The organism is Mesorhizobium sp. ISC15 (assembly GCF_037162615.1).
Lineage (GTDB): Bacteria > Pseudomonadota > Alphaproteobacteria > Rhizobiales > Rhizobiaceae > Mesorhizobium > Mesorhizobium mediterraneum.
On sequence record NZ_JAVSPX010000001.1, the window covers coordinates 3275705 to 3293470 of the forward strand.

Genomic DNA, 17766 nt, shown 5'->3' on the forward strand with positions numbered 1-17766 from the left:
GAACGGCATTCAGCTCACCTGATTGCGCTCGATGGTCAGATGCGCATAGCCGGCATTGCCTGATGAGGCGAGGTCGCCGGTCACCGGCTCGGCCCAGCGGTGGCCGACGATCGCGCCGTTTTGGGCGCCGTCGATGACATTGTCGGAGATGACCGCCGTTCCGGCGCCCTCGACCACGGTGACGGCGATGGCGGTTCCGGCCTTGCGGATGACGTTTGCGGTAGCGACCACATTGCGCATGAACGGCCCCCAGCCGATGTGCATGCCGTAGAGCGGCGCATTCTCGACGACGTTGCCGGAGACGGTGGTATCGGCCTCGACGTTGATACCGATGCCGAAACCGGGCGGATCGGCAGGATAGGGGCCGCTGGTCGAGAGATTGCGCACGATGTTTCCTGAACATACGCCCATACGGCCGCCTTCGTTGAAATTGACGATCGAGATGCCGTTGGCGGCGCCGTCGACGATGTTGTTGCTGAGGATCGCCCCCTCGAACGAGAATTCGGAATACACGGCGGTCTCGCCCGACCGCGAGCAGGTGTTGCCGGTGATGTGCAGATTGCTGGCGCTGTTGGCGCGGATCGCCGAAAACGCGCAGTCCGAGACGATATTGCCCGAGATGATGACGTTGCCGGCGCGGAACGCATTGATGCCGTTGCCGTTCTGGCCGGTTCCGCCGCTACGCGCCTGAATACGCTCGACGCGGTTGCCGCTGACGATCGTGCCGTCCTCGGCCGCTTGCCAGCGGTGCACGAGGATGCCGCCATTGGCGCAGTCGGACACAGTGTTGCCTGATATCGCCAAGCCGGTGGCTTCGACCGAATAGATGCCGGCGTCGGCAGCGCCTGATATTTCCGAGCGCTCGATGCGGCCCGAAGCGTGCTCGATCGCCAGGCCGTTCTTGCCGCTGCCTGATATCTGGCAATTGTCGATGACGAGGTGAGCGACGCGGCGCAGGTCGAGCAGTCCTTGCGCGTAGTCGCCCATCCAGCGGTTGGTGCCGTCGAACACCAGCCCGGTGAATTCGATGTGCTCGGCCTGTTCCGCCATGAGCAGATGGCCGTTGCCGCCATAGACGATCCGCGATGCACCCGGCACCCCGGAAAGTCTGATACGGCTAGGCAGCGAAAGGTTGGATACGACATAGGTTCCCGGCGGCAGGAACACCGGCATGTCGCGATCGCTTGCGTCGCGCAGCAGCCTGGTGAAGGCCTTGCTCTGGTCGTCAAGTGCGCCGGGCCGCACGCCGAGGTCGGCAGCGTTGATCGAGCCGCGCATCGAGGCATTGTCGACGGCGGGCAGGCTGGCCGCCGCTGCCTTGCCGAGCGAGAGGCCCATGACGGCAAAGCCGGCGGTCTGCGTAAGCAATTTTCGTCTGTTCAACATCGGCACAGTTTCCCAGCGTTCGGCCATCGCACCGCAGGAATCGTGCCAGGCCGGATCGGCCCCGGCCCGGTTTGCGGCAATGGCTTGTGAAGTCGCCGCGCGAGGCATAAGTTCGATTAATGAGCAGAGCCTTCACGCGCGAAGAGGATAGCGAAAACGCCATTGCCGGCATCGGCGAGCGGCCGATCAGCCATCACCGCAATCTGGTGACGGAACGCGGCCTGGCGATGATCGACTCCGAACTGGCTGCCCTGCGCGATGATTTGGGCAGGGCGGAGAAGAGGGCCGACCGCGAGCGCATCGCGCTCATATCGCGCGACCTGCGCTACTGGACCGCGCGGCGTGAAAGCGCCGAGCTTTCCCTACCGGAACCGGGCAGCGACCTGGTTCGCTTTGGCATGGGCGTCACGCTGGAAGGCGATGACGGCAGGAAGGTACACTGGAAGATCGTCGGCGAGGATGAGGCCGATCCGGCCAAGGGCACAATTTCACATGTTTCACCGATGGCCCTGGCCTTGTACGGCAAGAGGATCGGCGAAATTGCCGTGGTGAACGGCAAGGAATGGGAGATCGTCAAGCTCTCCGACAATTAGTCCTCGACCTTGATGACATGGTCGCGGAAGAATGCCGCCGCGCCGGCCTCGTCGATCTCGCCGGCGGCAACGCCCATGACGAATTCGTAGACCGTGCCGTTGTCGGCCGTCAGCGTATAGCCGTTGACAATCAGGAACGCGCCGGCGGCGACGATGGCCGTGGGCTTGTTGCCGTCGACAAAGGCGTGATTTCTGGCGATGCCGAAGATATAGGCCGCAGCCAGATCCTCGATCGATGGATCACCATAGTTCGCCTTGTTCTCGGCGCGAGCGAGCGCCGATTCAAGAGCATTCTCGTCTCTCAAACCCTGCGCGCCGCCATGCCGACGCAACTGCTCCGCGTGCATCGCTTCCTCGGCGCGCCGGCTCAGGAATTGCCAGCTCATTCAGCGAGCTTCTGAAGCGCGACCTTGTATTTGTCCATCACCTCGCGGGCAGCTTTCATTTGCCGCTCGAAGCTATCGTCCACCGGCTTCAGCGCAAGGCCGTCACCTGTTTCAACGATTTGAAGCTGGTCGCCAGCCTTCAGGTTCAGACGCTCGAGAAGTTCCCTCGGCAGGATCACGCCTTCGGAATTACCGATCTTGCGGATGGTCGTGTTCATAGCGCTGCACCTTGTTGCAACACAAATTATAACGCAATCCGCTCTCAGTTACAACGGATATTATAACAGGCTCAGCCCACTTGCAGAAGCCGATCGATCAGCCGTTCCGCCGCTTCTGGGATGACGGTGCCCGGCGGGAAGATTTCCGCGGCACCCGCCTGCAACACCGCATCGTAATCCTGCGGCGGGATGACGCCGCCGGCGACGATCAGCATGCCGTCGCGCCCGAGCTTCTTCAGCGCACCCTTAAGTTCGGGAATGAGCGTCAGGTGCCCCGCTGCCAGCGACGAGGCGCCAACGATATGCACGTCATGCTCGACCGCGAGCCTGGCGATCTCTTCCGGCGTCTGGAACATCGGCCCGACGGTGACGTCGAAGCCGAGATCGGCAAAGGCGGTGGCGATGACCTTCTGGCCGCGGTCATGGCCGTCCTGTCCCATTTTGGCCACGAGAATGCGCGGCTTGCCGCCGGATTTCTCCTCGAACGCCACGATCTTGTCCTGCAGCCGGTCGACCACCGGATTGTCGCCAAGCGCCTTGCGGTAGATGCCGGAGATCGTCTGGACCGAGGCGACATGGCGGCCGAAGACCTTTTCCAGCGCCAGCGAAATCTCCCCGACCGTGGCGTTGGCGCGCGCGGCGCGGATGGCGAACTCCAGCAGATTTTCGCCGCCCTCCGCAGCGCGGCTCAGCGCATCCAGCGCGCTCTCGACCGCGCCGACGTCGCGCGTGCCTTTCAGCCTTTGCAGCTTCGACAATTGCCGGGCCCTGACTTCGGCATTGTCGATCTTCAGCACGTCGACCTCGATATCAGTCCCGGGGCGGTGGGCGTTGACGCCGACCAGTATCTGCTCACCGGAGTCGATCCGTGCCTGCGTGCGCGCTGCGGCCTCTTCGATGCGCAGCTTGGGTATGCCTTTTTCGGTTGCGGCGGCCATGCCGCCCAGGCTCTCGATCTCTTCGATATGGGCAAGCGCGCGCGCCGCCAGATCATGCGTCAGCCGTTCGAGATAGGCAGAGCCGCCCCACGGGTCGATGACACGGGTGGTGCCGGATTCCTTTTGCAGGATCAGCTGGGTGTTGCGAGCGATGCGAGCCGAATGATCCGTCGGCAGCGCCATCGCCTCGTCGAAGGCGTTGGTGTGCAGCGATTGCGTAAGACCCTGCGTCGCCGCCATTGCCTCGATCATGGTGCGGACGATGTTGTTGTAAGGGTCCTGCGCCGTCAGCGACCAGCCCGAAGTCTGGCAATGGGTGCGCAGCGACAGCGAACGCTCGTCCTTCGGCAAGAAGTTCTTCAGCATCAGGCTCGACCACAAAAGGCGGGCTGCCCTCAACTTGGCGACCTCCATGAAGAAATTCATGCCGATCGCCCAGAAGAATGAAAGGCGCGGCGCGAAGCGGTCGATATCGAGACCCGCCGCGACCCCGGCGCGAGCATATTCGATGCCGTCGGCGATCGTATAGGCGAGCTCGAGATCGGCGGTCGCCCCTGCCTCCTGCATGTGATAGCCGGAGATCGAAATCGAATTGAACTTCGGCATGTGCTGCGACGTGTAGGTGAAGATGTCCGACACTATCCGCATCGAAGGCTTGGGCGGATAAATGTAGGTGTTGCGCACCATGAACTCTTTCAGGATGTCGTTCTGAATGGTTCCGGCGAGGTCCTTCTGCGCAACGCCTTGTTCTTCCGCCGCCACGATGTAGAGTGCCATGATCGGCAGCACCGCGCCGTTCATCGTCATTGACACCGTCATTTCATCAAGCGGAATGCCGTCGAAGAGCTGGCGCATGTCGAGGATGGAATCAATGGCGACGCCGGCCATGCCGACATCGCCGGCAACACGCGGATGATCGCTGTCGTAGCCGCGATGCGTGGCGAGGTCGAAAGCGACCGACAGCCCCTTCTGGCCGGCCGCAAGGTTGCGCCGGTAAAAAGCATTCGACTCTTCCGCCGTCGAGAAGCCGGCATATTGCCGGATCGTCCAGGGCTGCTGGACATACATGGTCGGGTAGGGGCCGCGCACGAATGGCGGCAGGCCCGGATAAGTGTCGAGATGCGGCAATCCCTTGAGGTCGCCCTGGTTGTACAGATGCTTGATGGCCAGTCCTTCCGGCGTCATCCGCTGGCCCTTTACCTCCACCGGCGCCCGGCGCGGCGCCGACCAGCCGATCTGGCTGAAATCCGGGATCATGGCGCTGCTCCGATCGATTGGTCGATGCGGACCGGAAATAGCGGCTCGCACACTGCCACGCCCTCGGTGACGGCGGGCCGCCGCTCCGCCGCCAGCGTTTCGACCGGACGTTCGGTCTTCGACGGGTGAAGCGTGGTGCCGATGATGGCCCGCTCGCCCGCCTGATAGGCAGCATTGCGGCGGGCGGAGGCGGCCTGAACCCGTTTCTGGATGTGTCCTTGCTGCAGGCTGGACAGCACGCCACCTTCCGCCTCGATCCGCTGGAATTCTTCCCAGGCCGCTTCGCAGAGTTCGGCGGTCAGTGCTTCGACGGCGCCCGAACCGCAAGCAGGGTCGACGACATGATCGATATGGCTTTCGTTGGCCATGATCAGTTGCGTATTGCGGGCGACACGGCGGGCAAAGCCCGCCGGCAGGCCATGCGCTATCGTATGCGGCAGGATGGAGATCGAATCCGCCCCGCCGGCCGCCGCGGCAAAACCGGCAATGGTGCTGCGCAGGATGTTTGTCTCCGGGTCTGCCAAAGTCATCATTCGGAAGGACGTCTCGGCATGGATGTTGGCGGTAGAGGCGGAGATCGAGCATGCCTCCTGAACACGCGCCCACAGCCTGCGCAGGGCCCTGACCTTGGCCATCGACACGAACTGGTCCTGGTCGACGCTCAGCGCAAAGCCGATATGGGGCGCCGCATAGACAAGCGGCTGGCGCGCCTCCTCGAACATCCGGAGATAGGAGACCGCCGAAGCCATCATGGTGCCCAGCTCCTGCGCTTCGGTGGCGCCGGCATTGTGGAAGACGCGCCCGTCTGCCTCCAGCAGAACCCCGGGCACGCCCATCGAGAAAAAATGCGCCAGGGACTGCGGCATCGACGCCTGCAGGGCTTCGATCGACATGCGCAACCGGCCGGTTCCGGCAAATATCGCCGCCGGATCGATGCCGAATGAAAGGTTGAGCTTTGCCGGGTCTGACCGGCGCTTGCTCAAAAACGCAACCAGCCAGTCGGCCACGGCGCGGCTCCAGGGATGGGCGTCGATGCGGACCTGAATGCGATTGAGCGGCACGCCGTCCAGCACGGTCTCCAGCGCCTCGGCAGTCCTCGGCAGACCGTAGCCGAACGCATTCGGCGCGCCTTCGAAGACTAGCGACAATCCGGTGGCGCCCTGTGCGACGTCTTCCAGGGCTTGGGCCTTGGCGCGATCGATATCCGGATCGTCGATACGCTGGCTGACGATCCAGGGCGATCTGGGATTTGCCCGCGCGAGAGGCTCTGCGGTGACCGAACGATCATAGAGCGGCTCGATGCGGATCGCATCGTCCGTATGGGACACGAGCTTTTCCTCGAAGGATCCGCCGGCCAGGGCTTTTTCCGCAAGGGCCAGCCACCGCTGCCGGTCAGGGTTCGGAAGTTCGGCATCGTGGTTCAAGGCACCGGCGCCCATCCGCTCTCCTCGTCTTATCGGCCGCATCGGCCTGGAACGTCAGTCTACGGTTCCCAGTCGCAGATCACAATGCAACACGCTTCCTGCGACAGTGAACCGTCAACCGATTGCCAAACATGCGCAAAATCCGCAAGCTCCAAAAAACTCAATTTCGACCATGGCCATTGTCGCTGCGCAATGGCGTCATTATACCTGCGGCGAGCCCGGTTACTTTCAATAGATCAGGGCGTTCAACACTTCAGGTTTGCGGAGACCCGACACATGGCTGACGACACCAGTATTTTCATAGGGGCCAGCCGCAAGCCTGATGACAGCTACCAGCGCGCCGAAAATCTGCTGCTTCAGTATGGCAATCGCCACGGCCTGGTCACCGGTGCGACCGGCACCGGCAAGACCGTGACCTTGCAGATTCTGGCGGAAGGTTTCTCCAATGCCGGCGTGCCGGTCTTCTGCGCCGACATCAAGGGCGACCTGTCCGGTATCACCATGATGGGCACGGCACAGGATTTTCTGGTCAAGCGCGCCGAGCAGGTCAAGCTCGATCCTTATGAATTCCAGGAGTTTCCGGTCATCTTCTGGGATCTGTTCGGCGAGCAGGGCCATCCGATACGCGCCACCGTCTCGGAAATGGGGCCGCTGCTTCTGTCGCGGCTGATGAACCTCTCCGAGGCACAGGAAGGCATCATGAACATCGCCTTCCGTATCGCCGACGAGGAGGGCCTGTTGCTGCTGGATCTGAAGGATCTGCAGGCGCTTCTTGCCAACATTGCCGATCGCGCCCAGGAAATCGGGGCTCGCTATGGCAATGTCACCAAGCCTTCGGTCGGCGCTATCCAGCGCACCTTGCTGGTCCTGGAGCAGCAGGGGGCGACGAATTTCTTCGGCGAGCCGGCGTTGCGGATCGCCGACATCATGCGCACCACCCGCGACGGGCGCGGCGCCATCAGCGTGCTGGCCGCCGACAAGCTGATGGCGAATCCCCGGCTCTATGCGACATTCCTTTTGTGGCTGATGTCGGAGCTGTTCGAGGAACTGCCTGAAGTCGGCGACCCCGACAAGCCAAAGCTGGTCTTCTTCTTCGACGAGGCGCACCTTCTGTTCGACGATGCGCCGAAGGTGCTGATCGACCGGGTCGAGCAGGTGGTCCGCCTGATCCGCTCGAAGGGCGTCGGCGTTTACTTCGTCACCCAGAATCCGCTGGATATCCCTGAAACGGTTCTGGCCCAGCTCGGCAACCGGGTGCAGCACGCGCTTCGCGCCTACACGCCGCGGGAGCAGAAGGCGGTGAGGACGGCCGCCGAGACGTTCAGGCCCAATCCCGACTTCGACTGCGCGACCGTGATCACACAGCTCGGCACTGGCGAGGCGTTGGTCTCGACGCTGGAAGCGAAGGGCGCTCCTTCGATGGTCCAACGGACGCTGGTTCGCCCGCCGTCGTCACGACTTGGTCCGATCACGCCTGACGAGCGCCGCAAGCTGATCACTGAGAGCCCGGTTGCGGGGCAGTACGACCAGACCATCGATCGCGAATCGGCTTTCGAGATGCTGCAGAAAAAAGCCAAGGACGCTCTGGACGCAGAGGCGCAGCAGCAGGAGAGCGGCCGCTCGCGCTGGACCATTCCAGGCTTCGGCAATGACGATCCCGCCCCCCAGACCACCGGCCGAGCACCGGCGCGGCGCGCATCCAATCGCCAGACGGTGGCGGAGGCGGCGATCAAATCGGTGGTTCGTTCGGTCGGCTCGTCCGTGGGACGGGCGATCGTGCGCGGCATTCTCGGCAGTCTCGCCAGGGGGCGCTGAGAGCATCGGACCCAAAAAGGTGGGAATCGGCCGGGCGCCGAGTCTGAAAAATCCCGTCACGGCACACGTCATTTCAGGTTGGCCCTAGCTGAATTGCCGCAAATGCAGAACCGGGTGGCCATTGTGAGGAGACTCCTTATAACGGTTGATGAGATTGCGATAACCAAGGGGAGACGATGCGTTACATACGTCCGCTTTCAATCGAAGACGCCGTTGGCCAGTTGACCGGCTCGTCCGGCACAGCCGCCATTCTCGCCGGAGGCAGCGACCTGCTGGTGAGGATGAAAGGCGGCTTCATCGAACCCGAGCTGATCGTCGACATCAAGGCGATCGATGGGCTCAGCGAAATCAGGGAAACGGCGGAGGGCTTCAGCATTGGTGCCGCGGTCCCCTGCGCTGCATTGGGAGAGAACGCGGCCCTGAAGACAGCATGGCCTGGCGTCGTCGAAGCGGCTAAGCTGATCGGCTCCAAGCAGGTACAGGGGCGCTGCACCATCGTCGGCAATCTCTGCAACGCCTCGCCGGCCGCCGATAGCGTGCCGGCGCTGGTGGCCGCCCACGCCAGGGCGTTGGTTATCGGGCCCGGAGGCAAGCGCACAATCCCAGTGGAAACCGTGCCGACCGGGCCGGGCAAGACGTCGCTCGCCAAGGGAGAGATCATCGAGGCGATCCTGCTCGACAGGCGCGCGCTGCGCTCCGGCGATGCCTATCTGCGTTTCATTCCACGCACGGAGATGGACATCGCCGTGGTCAGCGCCGGCGTGAACCTGACGCTCGATGAGCAAGGTGTCGTCAAGGCGGCCCGCGTGGCCCTGGGCGCCGTGGCCGCGACGGTGCTGCTGGTCGAGGAGGCCGCCGAGGCCCTCATCGGCAGGAAGATGGACGAAGCAGCACTTGAGCGGCTCGCCAAGGTCTGCGCGGGGGCCTGCCGTCCGATCGACGACAAGCGCGGCACCGTCGAATTCAGAAGAAAAGTTGCGGGTGTGCTGGCCAGGCGGGCCGCCATGACCGCCTATGCACGTGCAGGAGGCAAATGATGGCCGGCGTAGCAGTCTCAACGACAATCAACGGCGACAATTTCGAATACCTTTGCCAACCGGACGAGACGCTGCTCGATGTGCTGCGCGACCGCCTCGGCCTGACCGGTGCCAAGGAAGGCTGCGGCACCGGCGATTGCGGCGCCTGCAGCATCATCCTCGACGACCGGCTGGTGTGCTCGTGCCTGGTGCTTGGCGCGGAGGCCGAGGGCCGGCGCGTCGAGACCGTCGAAGGCATGGCGCATGGCGACACGCTGCATCCGCTGCAGCAGAAGTTCCTCGAACACGCAGCACTGCAATGCGGCATCTGCACGCCGGGCTTCCTGATTGCGGCCAAGGACCTTTTGGCCAAGAACCCCGACCCGACCGAGGAGGAAATCCGCTTTGGCCTCGCCGGGAATCTCTGCCGCTGCACCGGCTATGACAAGATCGTGCGCGCCGTCCAGGACGCTGCCAGCGTGATGAAGGGAGCCTGACGATGAATTTCGATCCACGTTTCGCGGGGCGCAATTTCACATCCGTCGGCACTCGCCCCATCCGTCCCGACGGCGTCGACAAGGTGACGGGCCGCGCCCGCTACGGCGCGGATTTCAACATGGCCGGCCAGCTGGTCGGGCGTGTTCTCAGAAGCCCCCACGCGCATGCCACGATCAGGAGGATCGACACGTCGAAGGCGGAGAAGCTCCCCGGCGTCAAGGCGGTGATCACCGCCGCCGACCTGCCTGACCTCACCGATGGCGATGCCGCCATGTACGACATCCTCGACAACTGCATGGCGCGCAAGAAGGCGCTCTATGACGGCCATGCGGTGGCCGCGGTCGCAGCGGTCGACGCCCGCATAGCGAGGCAAGCGCTGAAGCTGATCGAGGTCGACTATGAGGTGCTGCCGCATGTGACCGATGTCGACGAGGCGATGAAGCACACGGCACCCCTGCTCAACGACGCGATCTTCACCGAGGGCCTTGAGGAGAAGCCCGTCAAGCCTTCCAACGTCACCAAGCGCACCCAGTATGGCCATGGCGACATTCATGAGGGTTTCGGCCAGGCCGATTTCGTCGTCGAACGTTCCTTCAAGACCGAGCAGACGCATCAGGGCTATATCGAGCCGCATGCCTGCGTGGCCAATGTCAGCTCCGACGGGACCGCCGACCTCTGGGTCTGCACGCAAGGGCATTTCGTCTATCGCCAGCATTGCGCCCAGTTGCTTGGCATGGAAGCCTCGAAGCTGCGCGTCACCTCGTCGGAGATCGGCGGCGGTTTCGGCGGCAAGACTCATGTCTGGGCCGAGCCGGTGGCGCTGGCGCTGTCGCGCAAGGCTGGCCGGCCGGTTAAGTTGGTCATGACGCGCGACGAGGTGTTCCGCGCCTCTGGGCCGACAAGTGCCACCTCGATCGACGTCAAGATCGGTGCCCGCAAGGACGGCACGATCACCGCAGCCGAGGCGACCTTGCGCTATTCCTGCGGCCCCTATGCCGGCATGTGGGCCGAGATCGGTGCCATGACCGCGTTTGCCTGCTACAGGCTCGAGAACGTCAAGACGGTCGGCTATGAAGTTCTGGTCAACCGGCCGAAGACCGCCGCCTATCGCGCGCCGTCAGCGCCGATGGCTGCCTTCGCGGTGGAGAGCGCAATCGACGAACTGGCCAAGGAGATCGGCATGGACCCGGTCGAATTCCGGATCAGAAACGCCGCGCAGGAGGGCACCAGATCGTCCTACGGCCCGGTATATGGCCCGATCGGCATCGGCCCGACGCTCGAAGCGGCGAAGAACCACCCGCACATGAAGGCTCCGCTCGGCAAGAACCAGGGCCGCGGCATGGCTTGCGGGTTCTGGTTCAACTTCGGCGGCCAGACCTGTACGGACCTCAACATCGGCATGGACGGCTCGGTCTCGCTTGCCGTCGGAACCGTTGACGTCGGCGGCTCGCGCGCTTCGCTGTCGCTGGTGGCCGCGGAAGAACTTGGCATCGCCTATGAGCAGGTCAAGGCGGTGGTCGCCGATACTTCCAGCCTCGGTTACAATGATATGACGGACGGCAGTCGGGGCACCTTCTCGTCCTCTATGGCGACGATCTCGGCCGCCCGCAACGCGATCAAGGTCCTGCGGGAACGCGCCGCGCAGATGTGGGACATTTCCGTCGACGACGTGGCCTGGGAACAGGGCCATGCGGTCGCCAAGGGCGAGAAGCACGGCAACCTCGGAAAGCTGTCGCTGAAGGAGATCGCGGCCGAGTCGGGCAAAACTGGAGGGCCGATTGCCGGCCACAGCGAACTCGTCGCCGATGGCGCGGGCGTCTCCTTCGCCACCCATATCTGCGATATCGAGGTCGATCCCGAGACCGGCGCCACGAAGGTGCTGCGCTACACCGTCGTCCAGGACGCCGGCAAGGCGGTGCACCCGACCTATGTGGAGGGACAGTACCAGGGGGGCGCCGCGCAAGGCATCGGCTGGGCGCTCAACGAGGAGTATATCTACGGCAAGGACGGGCGGCTTCAGAATGCTGGCTTCCTCGACTACCGCATCCCGGTCTGCTCGGACCTGCCGATGATCGACACGCAGATCCTCGAGATCCCCAACCCCAACCACCCTTACGGGGTGCGCGGCGTCGGCGAGACATCGATCGTGCCGCCGCTGGCGGCGATCGCCAATGCGGTGTCGAACGCCGCGGGCGTGCGGATGACGCATATCCCGATGTCGCCGCCGCGCATCCTGGCGGCGATCGAGGCCGAACGGGCAGGCTGATGGTTGAAGTGACGCTCTGGGGATCGCTTGGCGCGGCCGCCGGAGGCAAGAACAAGGTCGACATCGAAGCAAAGGACATAAGGGAGCTGTTCAGGAAGCTGGCTGAACAGTATCCCGGCCTGGAGCCCTTGATCGATCGCGGCATCGCCGTCGCCATAGACGGGACGATCTATCGCGATACCTGGTCGAAGGAATTGCCAGAAGGTGCTGAAATTTTCCTGCTGCCGCGTCTTGCCGGAGGATGACTGGACAACCGTGTTGACCTGCCATGTAGGCTCGAGAAACCTCGGTTATTCACGAGAGTTCTTGGTCAGTTCAGCCGGCGAGTTCGGCTCCTTTTTGATGACTGCTTCTGGGCCGAAGCAGGATTGGCAGCTTTGAGGCTTGATTTCTTGGAAGCGGACCTTCAGCCTTCCGCGGGCCTTGACGTGGTCCGAACCTGAGCAGCCAGAGCGCATTTGCGCAACTGGACGCGGTAGCGCCAAGATAGATGTGGCGGCCGACGGCATCCGCTGTGGTCTTGTCTCTGCCGCGACATCACGATGAAGCCGTTCGGTTAGGCATGCTCCCTGTGGCGCGACACCTTCTCGCGGTTTCCGCAAGTCCGCATGCTGCACCAGCGGCGTTTCCCGCCTCGCGACGTGTCCAGGAAAAGCCAGCCGCAGCGCGGACAGGAGCGCAGCCTTTCCCGCGACAGGGTGAAGAAGGCTTCCACCGACAGCACGGCCAGGAAGGCCGTGACGGCGGCCGGGTTCCGCCACTCGACCAAAGTGAGTTCCGGTCGCGCGTCGGTCGGTAAGATGGACCCGGCGGCAAGCCCGCTTGCCGCACCGGAAAACAGGAAGCTCAGCGCCTCCATCGCGGGGGGCCGGCCCGCGGCGATCGCCCCGAAGACCCGGGCCGACGCCTCCCGCACCGCGTGGACCCGTTCGATGAGCGGTTCGCCCGTTATGCTGGCGACCGCTTCTGCCTGGCGAGCATCTGCAAGCCCCGATGCCTTGAACCAGTTTCCGATGTCCCGGGCGGATTTAAGCAGTTCGTTATCCTGCTCGGGCACCCGCCGATTGAACACGGCGTTCGCCAGGTCGAGGGCGGGATGCCCGCCAATGAAGTGCTCCTGCACCCATTGCGTATGTGCGTTCGCCACGGAACCTAACCTCGTCTGACCTGTTATCCGGTTACAAGCACTGTAACCGCTATAATACGGAAATCCGGTTTCGAGGCCAGGGCGATGTCACGTCCGGCACGAGAAGGAGGAATGAGAGATGCAAAACCATCACCACAAGACCCGCCACGAGACCATCAATGTCAAAGGCCTGGACATCTTCTACCGGCATGCCGGCGACCCGGCGAGGTCGGCGATCCTGCTGCTGCACGGCTATCCGACCTCGTCTTACATGTATCGCAACATCATCGAGCCATTGGCGGAAACCGCCTATGTCCTTGCGCCGGATCTGCCTGGTTTCGGCTACTCCTCCGCGCCATCCGCCGATGCCTACGACTACAGGTTCGAGAACATTGCCGACACGATCGACGCGTTCCTCGCTGCGCTGGACCTCGAGGGATTCTTCCTGTTTATCCACGATTTCGGCACCCCGGTAGGCTATCACCTCGCAACACGCCGGCCGGACCGCATCCGTGGTCTGATCGTCCAGAACGGCAATGCGCATGAGGAGGGGCTGGGGCAGGGATGGGACGCCCCGAAGGCGTTCTTTGCCGACCCGACCGAGGAGAACAGGGCCAAGCTCCCCGACTGGATGAATTTCGAGACGACCCGATACCAGTATGTCGGAGAGCAGCCGGAGCGCCTGGCGTCTCTCTATCCTCCCGAGGGTTGGCATCTCGACTGGGAGCGTCTGTCGCGGCCCGGAATCATCGATATCCAGTTCAAGATCTTCTCCGATTACGGGTCGCACATTGCGCGTTTCCCGACCATCCGGGCCTACCACTCCGAGCATCAGCCGCCGTGCCTTCTGCTTTGGGGTAGGCACGATCCCTTCTTTGATATCAACGAGATCATGGCATACAACCGCATCCTTGATGCGCTGGAGATCCACGTCTTCGAAAGCGGACACCAGCTTTTGGAAACCCATCATAGAGAATGCGCGGCTCTTGTGAGCCGCTTCATGCTCGACGTGGACGCCGGCGTGTTTCGAGATTCCGCCAATTGACGGCGGCAGAGAACTCGGCGGGGTGCGTGAATGCTTTGGCGTGTCCGGATCGACAGTGAGAAGGGCGAATGTCCGCTCCTCCAGCACTTTCGACCAGCTCAGAAAATCGAGTCCGAGATTGTTCTGGCCGCGCCGAGCAGGATCGATCCTTCCGGCACGCCGTCATCGATCGGAATGGCCTTCCGGTTTGCTGGGGCATCCATCGGTTCACCGATACCGGAGGTAACGATCACCGGCGCCTTGCCGGGCACGCGGTCGTAGAGATCGATAATGTCCTGATTTATCAAGCGAACGCAGCCAGATGACACCGATTTACCTATGGAGTTCCACTCCGGCGAGCCGTGCAGGCGGTAAAGTGTGTCCTGGTTGCCCTGGAAGAGATACAGCGCACGCGCGCCGAGCGGGTTCGTGAGGCCGCCGGGCATGCCGCCATTGTCGGCGCTGTATTTTGCGAGCTCAGGCTGCCGGGCAATCATTTCGTCCGGCGGGGTCCATTTCGGCCATTTCTGCTTCCATTGGACGACGGCGTCGCCCGACCATTCGAAACCGGCACGACCCAGTCCGACGCCATAACGGATGGCTTGTCCGCCCGGACGCACGAGATAGAGGTGGTGGCCGGCCGTATCGACGACGATGGTGCCGGGCCGTTGGCCGGTCGGATCGGGAACGATCTGACGCAGAAATTGCTCGTCGATTTTCTCGAACGGTATGCCGGGGAGGTCGAACCCACCGTCGCTGACCGGAGCGTACATTGTTGCATAGTCCAGGAGCGGCGGCTCGACACTGACTGGCGGCGGAGGCTGAACCGGCTGCCCTCCCACCGTGGTGCAGGCGGAAACCGCAATCGAGGCGGCGCCGAGCGCAGCGGCGTTGAGAAAGCCGCGACGGCTCAGGCGATAGGATTCGATTTCGGTTGTGGACATGGTTGCCTTTTTTTAGGTCTCAAATCGAAACAAAACATGAATACGCCGATCACTACGGCGCCAGCCCTACCAATGCCCCGGCGCGATAGGCGGTTCCGATTCTGGCCTGAGGGTGGACAAACAAAGGCAAAGCTGTGACGGCGCCGCCGCTGTTGCACCGAGGCAACAGGCCTACGGCGCCGCGTCCATTTGGACGCGTAAAGGACGCTGTGGCACTTTTACTTTGCCCACGATCCTTTCCAAAAATCGATTCCGACTTTGGGGTCATGCGCTAGCCTCCGGCCAACAGGCCTTCGAGCGAGGGCAGGATCAGGGCCGGCGGAAAGTCCCGGTATTCCTCGGGCTGGTTGGAGCGGTTGATCCAGACTGTCCGGAAGCCGAATTTGGTCGCGCCTGCGACGTCCCAGCGGTTGGATGACTGAAACGACACCGCGCCCGGATAGAGGCGCCAGCCTGTCGTGATCATGTCGTAGACCGACGGATCGGTCTTGAAGCGCCTGACGGCATCGACGGAATAGATGTCGTCTAGAACCTGGTCGAGCGCGGCGGATTTGACCGCCGCTTCCAGCATTTCAGGCGAGCCGTTGGAGAGGATCGCCAGTCTCGCGCCCGATGCCTTGAGCGCCTTGAGCACGGCCGGCACCTCCGGATAGCAGTCGAGCCGCCAATAGGCGTCGAGCAGCTTGGCCCTGAGCCCCTTGTCTGCGGAGGGAACCTTACGCAAGGCGAAATCGAGCGCCTGCTCGGTGAGTTGCCAGAAATCGGCGTAGGCGCCCATCAGCGTCCTCACCCAGGAATATTCCAGCTGCTTGGCGCGCCAGATCTCCGAAAGCAGCTGGCCGTCCGGCCCGATCTGGTCGGCATGACGGCGTACGGCGGCATGCACGTCGAACAGCGTGCCGTAGGCGTCGAAAACGTAAGCCGCATGGTGCATGATGACAGTTTTGCGGCGAGGCAGGGCAAGGCGCAAGCACAGATTGCAGTTCACATAGCGCTGGCCTCAACAAATCTCAGCGATGCCCGTTGACGGCAGACGCCAAAGCATCTTCCATTGGCGACACAGGACAGCTCTGAAACGGAACCAAGCGATGACACTGGCGACTGCGGCGCAATCCGCGACATGGACCTTCGTGGACGGCGACTGGCACGAAGGCAACGTCGCCATTCTGGGGCCGCGCAGCCATGCCATGTGGCTCGGCACCAGCGTGTTCGACGGCGCCCGCTGGTTCGAGGGCGTCGCCCCCGACCTCGATCGCCACGCCGCGAGGGTGAACGCCTCGGCGATCGCGCTCGGCCTCAAACCATCCATGAGCACCGAAAAAATCGTCGGGCTAACCTGGGACGGGCTGAAGAAGTTCGATGGCAAGACGGCGGTCTATATCAGGCCGATGTACTGGGCCGAGCATGGTGGTTACATGGGCGTGCCGGCCGATCCGGCCTCGACCCGTTTCTGCCTTTGCCTCTACGAAGCGCCGATGATCTCGCCAGCGGGCTTTTCGGTCAGCGTCTCGCCGTTCCGGCGCCCGACCATCGAAACCATGCCGACCAATGCCAAGGCCGGTTGCCTCTATCCCAACAACGGCCGTGCCATCCTCGAAGCCAAGATGCGCGGCTTCGACAACGCCTTGGTGCTCGACATGTTGGGCAATGTCGCCGAGACCGGAACCTCGAACATTTTCCTGGTCAAGGACGGCCATGTCCTGACGCCGGCGCCGAATGGCACGTTCCTGTCCGGCATCACCCGCTCGCGGACGATGACGCTGCTTGGCGAGTACGGGTTCAAGACCACCGAGAAGACGCTGTCGGTGCGCGATTTCCTCGAAGCAGACGAGATATTCTCGACGGGAAACCATTCGAAAGTCGTGCCGGTCACCCGCATCGAGGACCGCAATCTACAACCCGGGCCTGTAGCCAAGAAGGCGCGCGAACTCTATTGGGATTGGGCGCATTCGACTTCGGCCGGATGACTGGCTAAAGCTGACTGGCTAAAAAGCGAACCGGCGCTTCATTCCGGAGTTGCTCCACATCAATCCAGACCTATGTTAGTCCGGTATCGACACCGGATTTTTTCCACGAGGAGTACGACCGATGGCTTTTGAACTGCCCGCCTTGCCCTATGACTACGAGGCCTTGCAGCCTTACATGTCGAAGGAGACGCTGGAGTACCATCACGACAAGCACCACAAGGCCTATGTTGACAACGGCAACAAGCTGGCTGCCGAAGCCGGCCTGGGCGATTTGTCGGTCGAAGACGTTGTAAAACAGTCCTTCGGCAAGAATGCCGGGCTCTTCAACAATGCCGCCCAGCACTACAACCACATCCATTTCTGGAAGTGGATGAAGAAGGGCGGCGGCGGCAACAAATTGCCGGGCGCGCTGCAAAAGGCATTCGACAGCGACCTTGGCGGCTACGACAAATTCAAGGCGGACTTCATCGCCGCCGGAACCACTCAGTTCGGTTCGGGCTGGGCCTGGGTTTCGGTCAAGGACGGCAAGCTGGCGATCTCGAAGACCCCGAACGGCGAGAACCCGCTGGTCCATGGCGCGACGCCGATCCTGGGCGTCGATGTCTGGGAGCACTCCTATTACATCGACTATCGCAACGCCCGGCCGAAATATCTCGAAGCTTTCGTCGACAGTCTCATCAACTGGGACTACGTTCTCGAGACATACGAAAAGGCGTAAGCCGTTCGAGTTGCAGAAAAGCCCCGGAAACGGGGCTTTTCTTTTGGCTCGAGATCGGTCGCTCATTTCCACACAAGAACGACTGTCGCAAAAATTCACACAAGCGTGAGGCGAATTTCCGGAATTTTTAAGCCACCTTTGCCGTTATCGATCGGTACCGACCTTTACCCGAAAACGTCTTCACCAAGGA

The 17766-nt window shown here is 62.6% G+C and carries 18 protein-coding genes and 1 tRNA gene; 10 read left to right on the top strand and 9 right to left on the bottom strand.

From position 1 onward, the window contains the following. Positions 1 to 9 precede the first annotated feature (9 nt). Positions 10 to 1386: a TIGR03808 family TAT-translocated repetitive protein gene (locus RPG13_RS15620; RefSeq protein WP_337125441.1), complete on the bottom strand. Its 1377-nt coding sequence runs from the start codon at positions 1384 to 1386 to the stop codon at positions 10 to 12. Positions 1387 to 1505: 119 nt separating this feature from the next. On the opposite strand from RPG13_RS15620, the gene RPG13_RS15625 reads away from it, so the two are divergent. After that, positions 1506 to 1979: a GreA/GreB family elongation factor gene (locus tag RPG13_RS15625; RefSeq protein ID WP_095486516.1), complete on the top strand. Its 474-nt coding sequence runs from the start codon at positions 1506 to 1508 to the stop codon at positions 1977 to 1979. Here RPG13_RS15625 and RPG13_RS15630 read toward each other — a convergent pair. From RPG13_RS15630 to RPG13_RS15645, 4 genes are all read right to left on the bottom strand, one after another. Further along, on the bottom strand, positions 1976 to 2365 hold the full coding sequence (locus tag RPG13_RS15630) for a type II toxin-antitoxin system death-on-curing family toxin (RefSeq protein WP_337125442.1): 390 nt from the start codon (positions 2363 to 2365) through the stop codon (positions 1976 to 1978). The genes RPG13_RS15625 and RPG13_RS15630 overlap by 4 nt on opposite strands. Beyond that, on the bottom strand, positions 2362 to 2583 hold the full coding sequence (locus tag RPG13_RS15635) for an AbrB/MazE/SpoVT family DNA-binding domain-containing protein (RefSeq protein WP_292621793.1): 222 nt from the start codon (positions 2581 to 2583) through the stop codon (positions 2362 to 2364). The genes RPG13_RS15630 and RPG13_RS15635 overlap by 4 nt, the downstream gene beginning before the upstream one ends. Positions 2584 to 2654: 71 nt before the next feature. Then, on the bottom strand, positions 2655 to 4778 hold the full coding sequence (gene scpA / locus RPG13_RS15640; protein WP_292621794.1) for a methylmalonyl-CoA mutase: 2124 nt from the start codon (positions 4776 to 4778) through the stop codon (positions 2655 to 2657). After that, positions 4775 to 6217: a methylmalonyl-CoA mutase subunit beta gene (locus tag RPG13_RS15645; RefSeq protein WP_337125443.1), complete on the bottom strand. Its 1443-nt coding sequence runs from the start codon at positions 6215 to 6217 to the stop codon at positions 4775 to 4777. The genes scpA and RPG13_RS15645 overlap by 4 nt, the downstream gene beginning before the upstream one ends. Before the next feature lie 261 nt (positions 6218 to 6478). Here RPG13_RS15645 and RPG13_RS15650 point away from each other — a divergent pair, with 261 nt between their 5' ends. The 5 genes from RPG13_RS15650 to RPG13_RS15670 all read left to right on the top strand — a co-directional run bounded on the left by RPG13_RS15650 (position 6479) and on the right by RPG13_RS15670 (position 12042). Then, positions 6479 to 8017: a helicase HerA-like C-terminal domain-containing protein gene (locus RPG13_RS15650; protein WP_337125444.1), complete on the top strand. Its 1539-nt coding sequence runs from the start codon at positions 6479 to 6481 to the stop codon at positions 8015 to 8017. 176 nt (positions 8018 to 8193) lie between these two features. Beyond that, positions 8194 to 9054 carry an FAD binding domain-containing protein gene (locus RPG13_RS15655; RefSeq protein WP_337125445.1) on the top strand — a complete coding sequence of 287 codons (861 nt, stop codon included), beginning with the start codon at positions 8194 to 8196 and terminating at the stop codon, positions 9052 to 9054. Further along, positions 9054 to 9530 (top strand): (2Fe-2S)-binding protein, encoded by a 477-nt coding sequence (locus tag RPG13_RS15660; RefSeq protein ID WP_126107184.1) that lies wholly within the window; start codon positions 9054 to 9056, stop codon positions 9528 to 9530. The genes RPG13_RS15655 and RPG13_RS15660 overlap by 1 nt, the downstream gene beginning before the upstream one ends. A gap of 2 nt (positions 9531 to 9532) precedes the next feature. Continuing rightward, entirely contained in the window at positions 9533 to 11797 is a 2265-nt protein-coding gene (locus tag RPG13_RS15665; RefSeq protein ID WP_337125446.1) for a xanthine dehydrogenase family protein molybdopterin-binding subunit, read from the top strand. Next, positions 11797 to 12042 (top strand): MoaD/ThiS family protein, encoded by a 246-nt coding sequence (locus tag RPG13_RS15670; RefSeq protein ID WP_095486524.1) that lies wholly within the window; start codon positions 11797 to 11799, stop codon positions 12040 to 12042. The genes RPG13_RS15665 and RPG13_RS15670 overlap by 1 nt, the downstream gene beginning before the upstream one ends. Positions 12043 to 12353: 311 nt before the next feature. On the opposite strand, the gene RPG13_RS15675 is transcribed toward RPG13_RS15670, so the two are convergent. Next, positions 12354 to 12944 (bottom strand): CGNR zinc finger domain-containing protein, encoded by a 591-nt coding sequence (locus RPG13_RS15675; RefSeq protein ID WP_095486525.1) that lies wholly within the window; start codon positions 12942 to 12944, stop codon positions 12354 to 12356. A 118-nt stretch (positions 12945 to 13062) separates the two neighbouring features. Here RPG13_RS15675 and RPG13_RS15680 point away from each other — a divergent pair, with 118 nt between their 5' ends. Then, complete coding sequence (locus tag RPG13_RS15680; protein WP_337125447.1) at positions 13063 to 13968, top strand: alpha/beta fold hydrolase; 906 nt, start codon at positions 13063 to 13065, stop codon at positions 13966 to 13968. Positions 13969 to 14066: 98 nt separating this feature from the next. Here the strand turns inward: RPG13_RS15680 and RPG13_RS15685 are convergent, their stop codons facing one another. The 3 genes from RPG13_RS15685 to RPG13_RS15695 all read right to left on the bottom strand — a co-directional run bounded on the left by RPG13_RS15685 (position 14067) and on the right by RPG13_RS15695 (position 15503). Beyond that, a complete protein-coding gene (locus tag RPG13_RS15685) occupies positions 14067 to 14891 on the bottom strand; it encodes a L,D-transpeptidase (RefSeq protein ID WP_095486527.1) in 825 nt (274 codons plus the stop codon). A gap of 271 nt (positions 14892 to 15162) precedes the next feature. Further along, on the bottom strand, positions 15163 to 15462 hold the full coding sequence (locus tag RPG13_RS15690; RefSeq protein ID WP_164547004.1) for an HAD-IA family hydrolase: 300 nt from the start codon (positions 15460 to 15462) through the stop codon (positions 15163 to 15165). Next, a tRNA-Phe gene (locus RPG13_RS15695) sits at positions 15425 to 15503 on the bottom strand. Before RPG13_RS15695 ends, RPG13_RS15690 begins: the two co-directional genes overlap by 38 nt. Before the next feature lie 268 nt (positions 15504 to 15771). Here RPG13_RS15695 and RPG13_RS15700 point away from each other — a divergent pair. The 3 genes from RPG13_RS15700 (at position 15772) to RPG13_RS15710 (ending at position 17576) form a co-directional block, all read left to right on the top strand. Further along, positions 15772 to 15918, top strand: coding sequence for a hypothetical protein (locus RPG13_RS15700; protein WP_164547003.1), 147 nt, complete (start codon positions 15772 to 15774; stop codon positions 15916 to 15918). Between the two features lie 61 nt (positions 15919 to 15979). Further along, positions 15980 to 16858, top strand: a complete 879-nt coding sequence (locus RPG13_RS15705; RefSeq protein WP_337125448.1) for a branched-chain amino acid aminotransferase — start codon at positions 15980 to 15982, stop codon at positions 16856 to 16858. Positions 16859 to 16979: 121 nt separating this feature from the next. Further along, positions 16980 to 17576 (top strand): superoxide dismutase, encoded by a 597-nt coding sequence (locus RPG13_RS15710; RefSeq protein ID WP_095486529.1) that lies wholly within the window; start codon positions 16980 to 16982, stop codon positions 17574 to 17576. Positions 17577 to 17766: the final 190 nt, after the last annotated feature.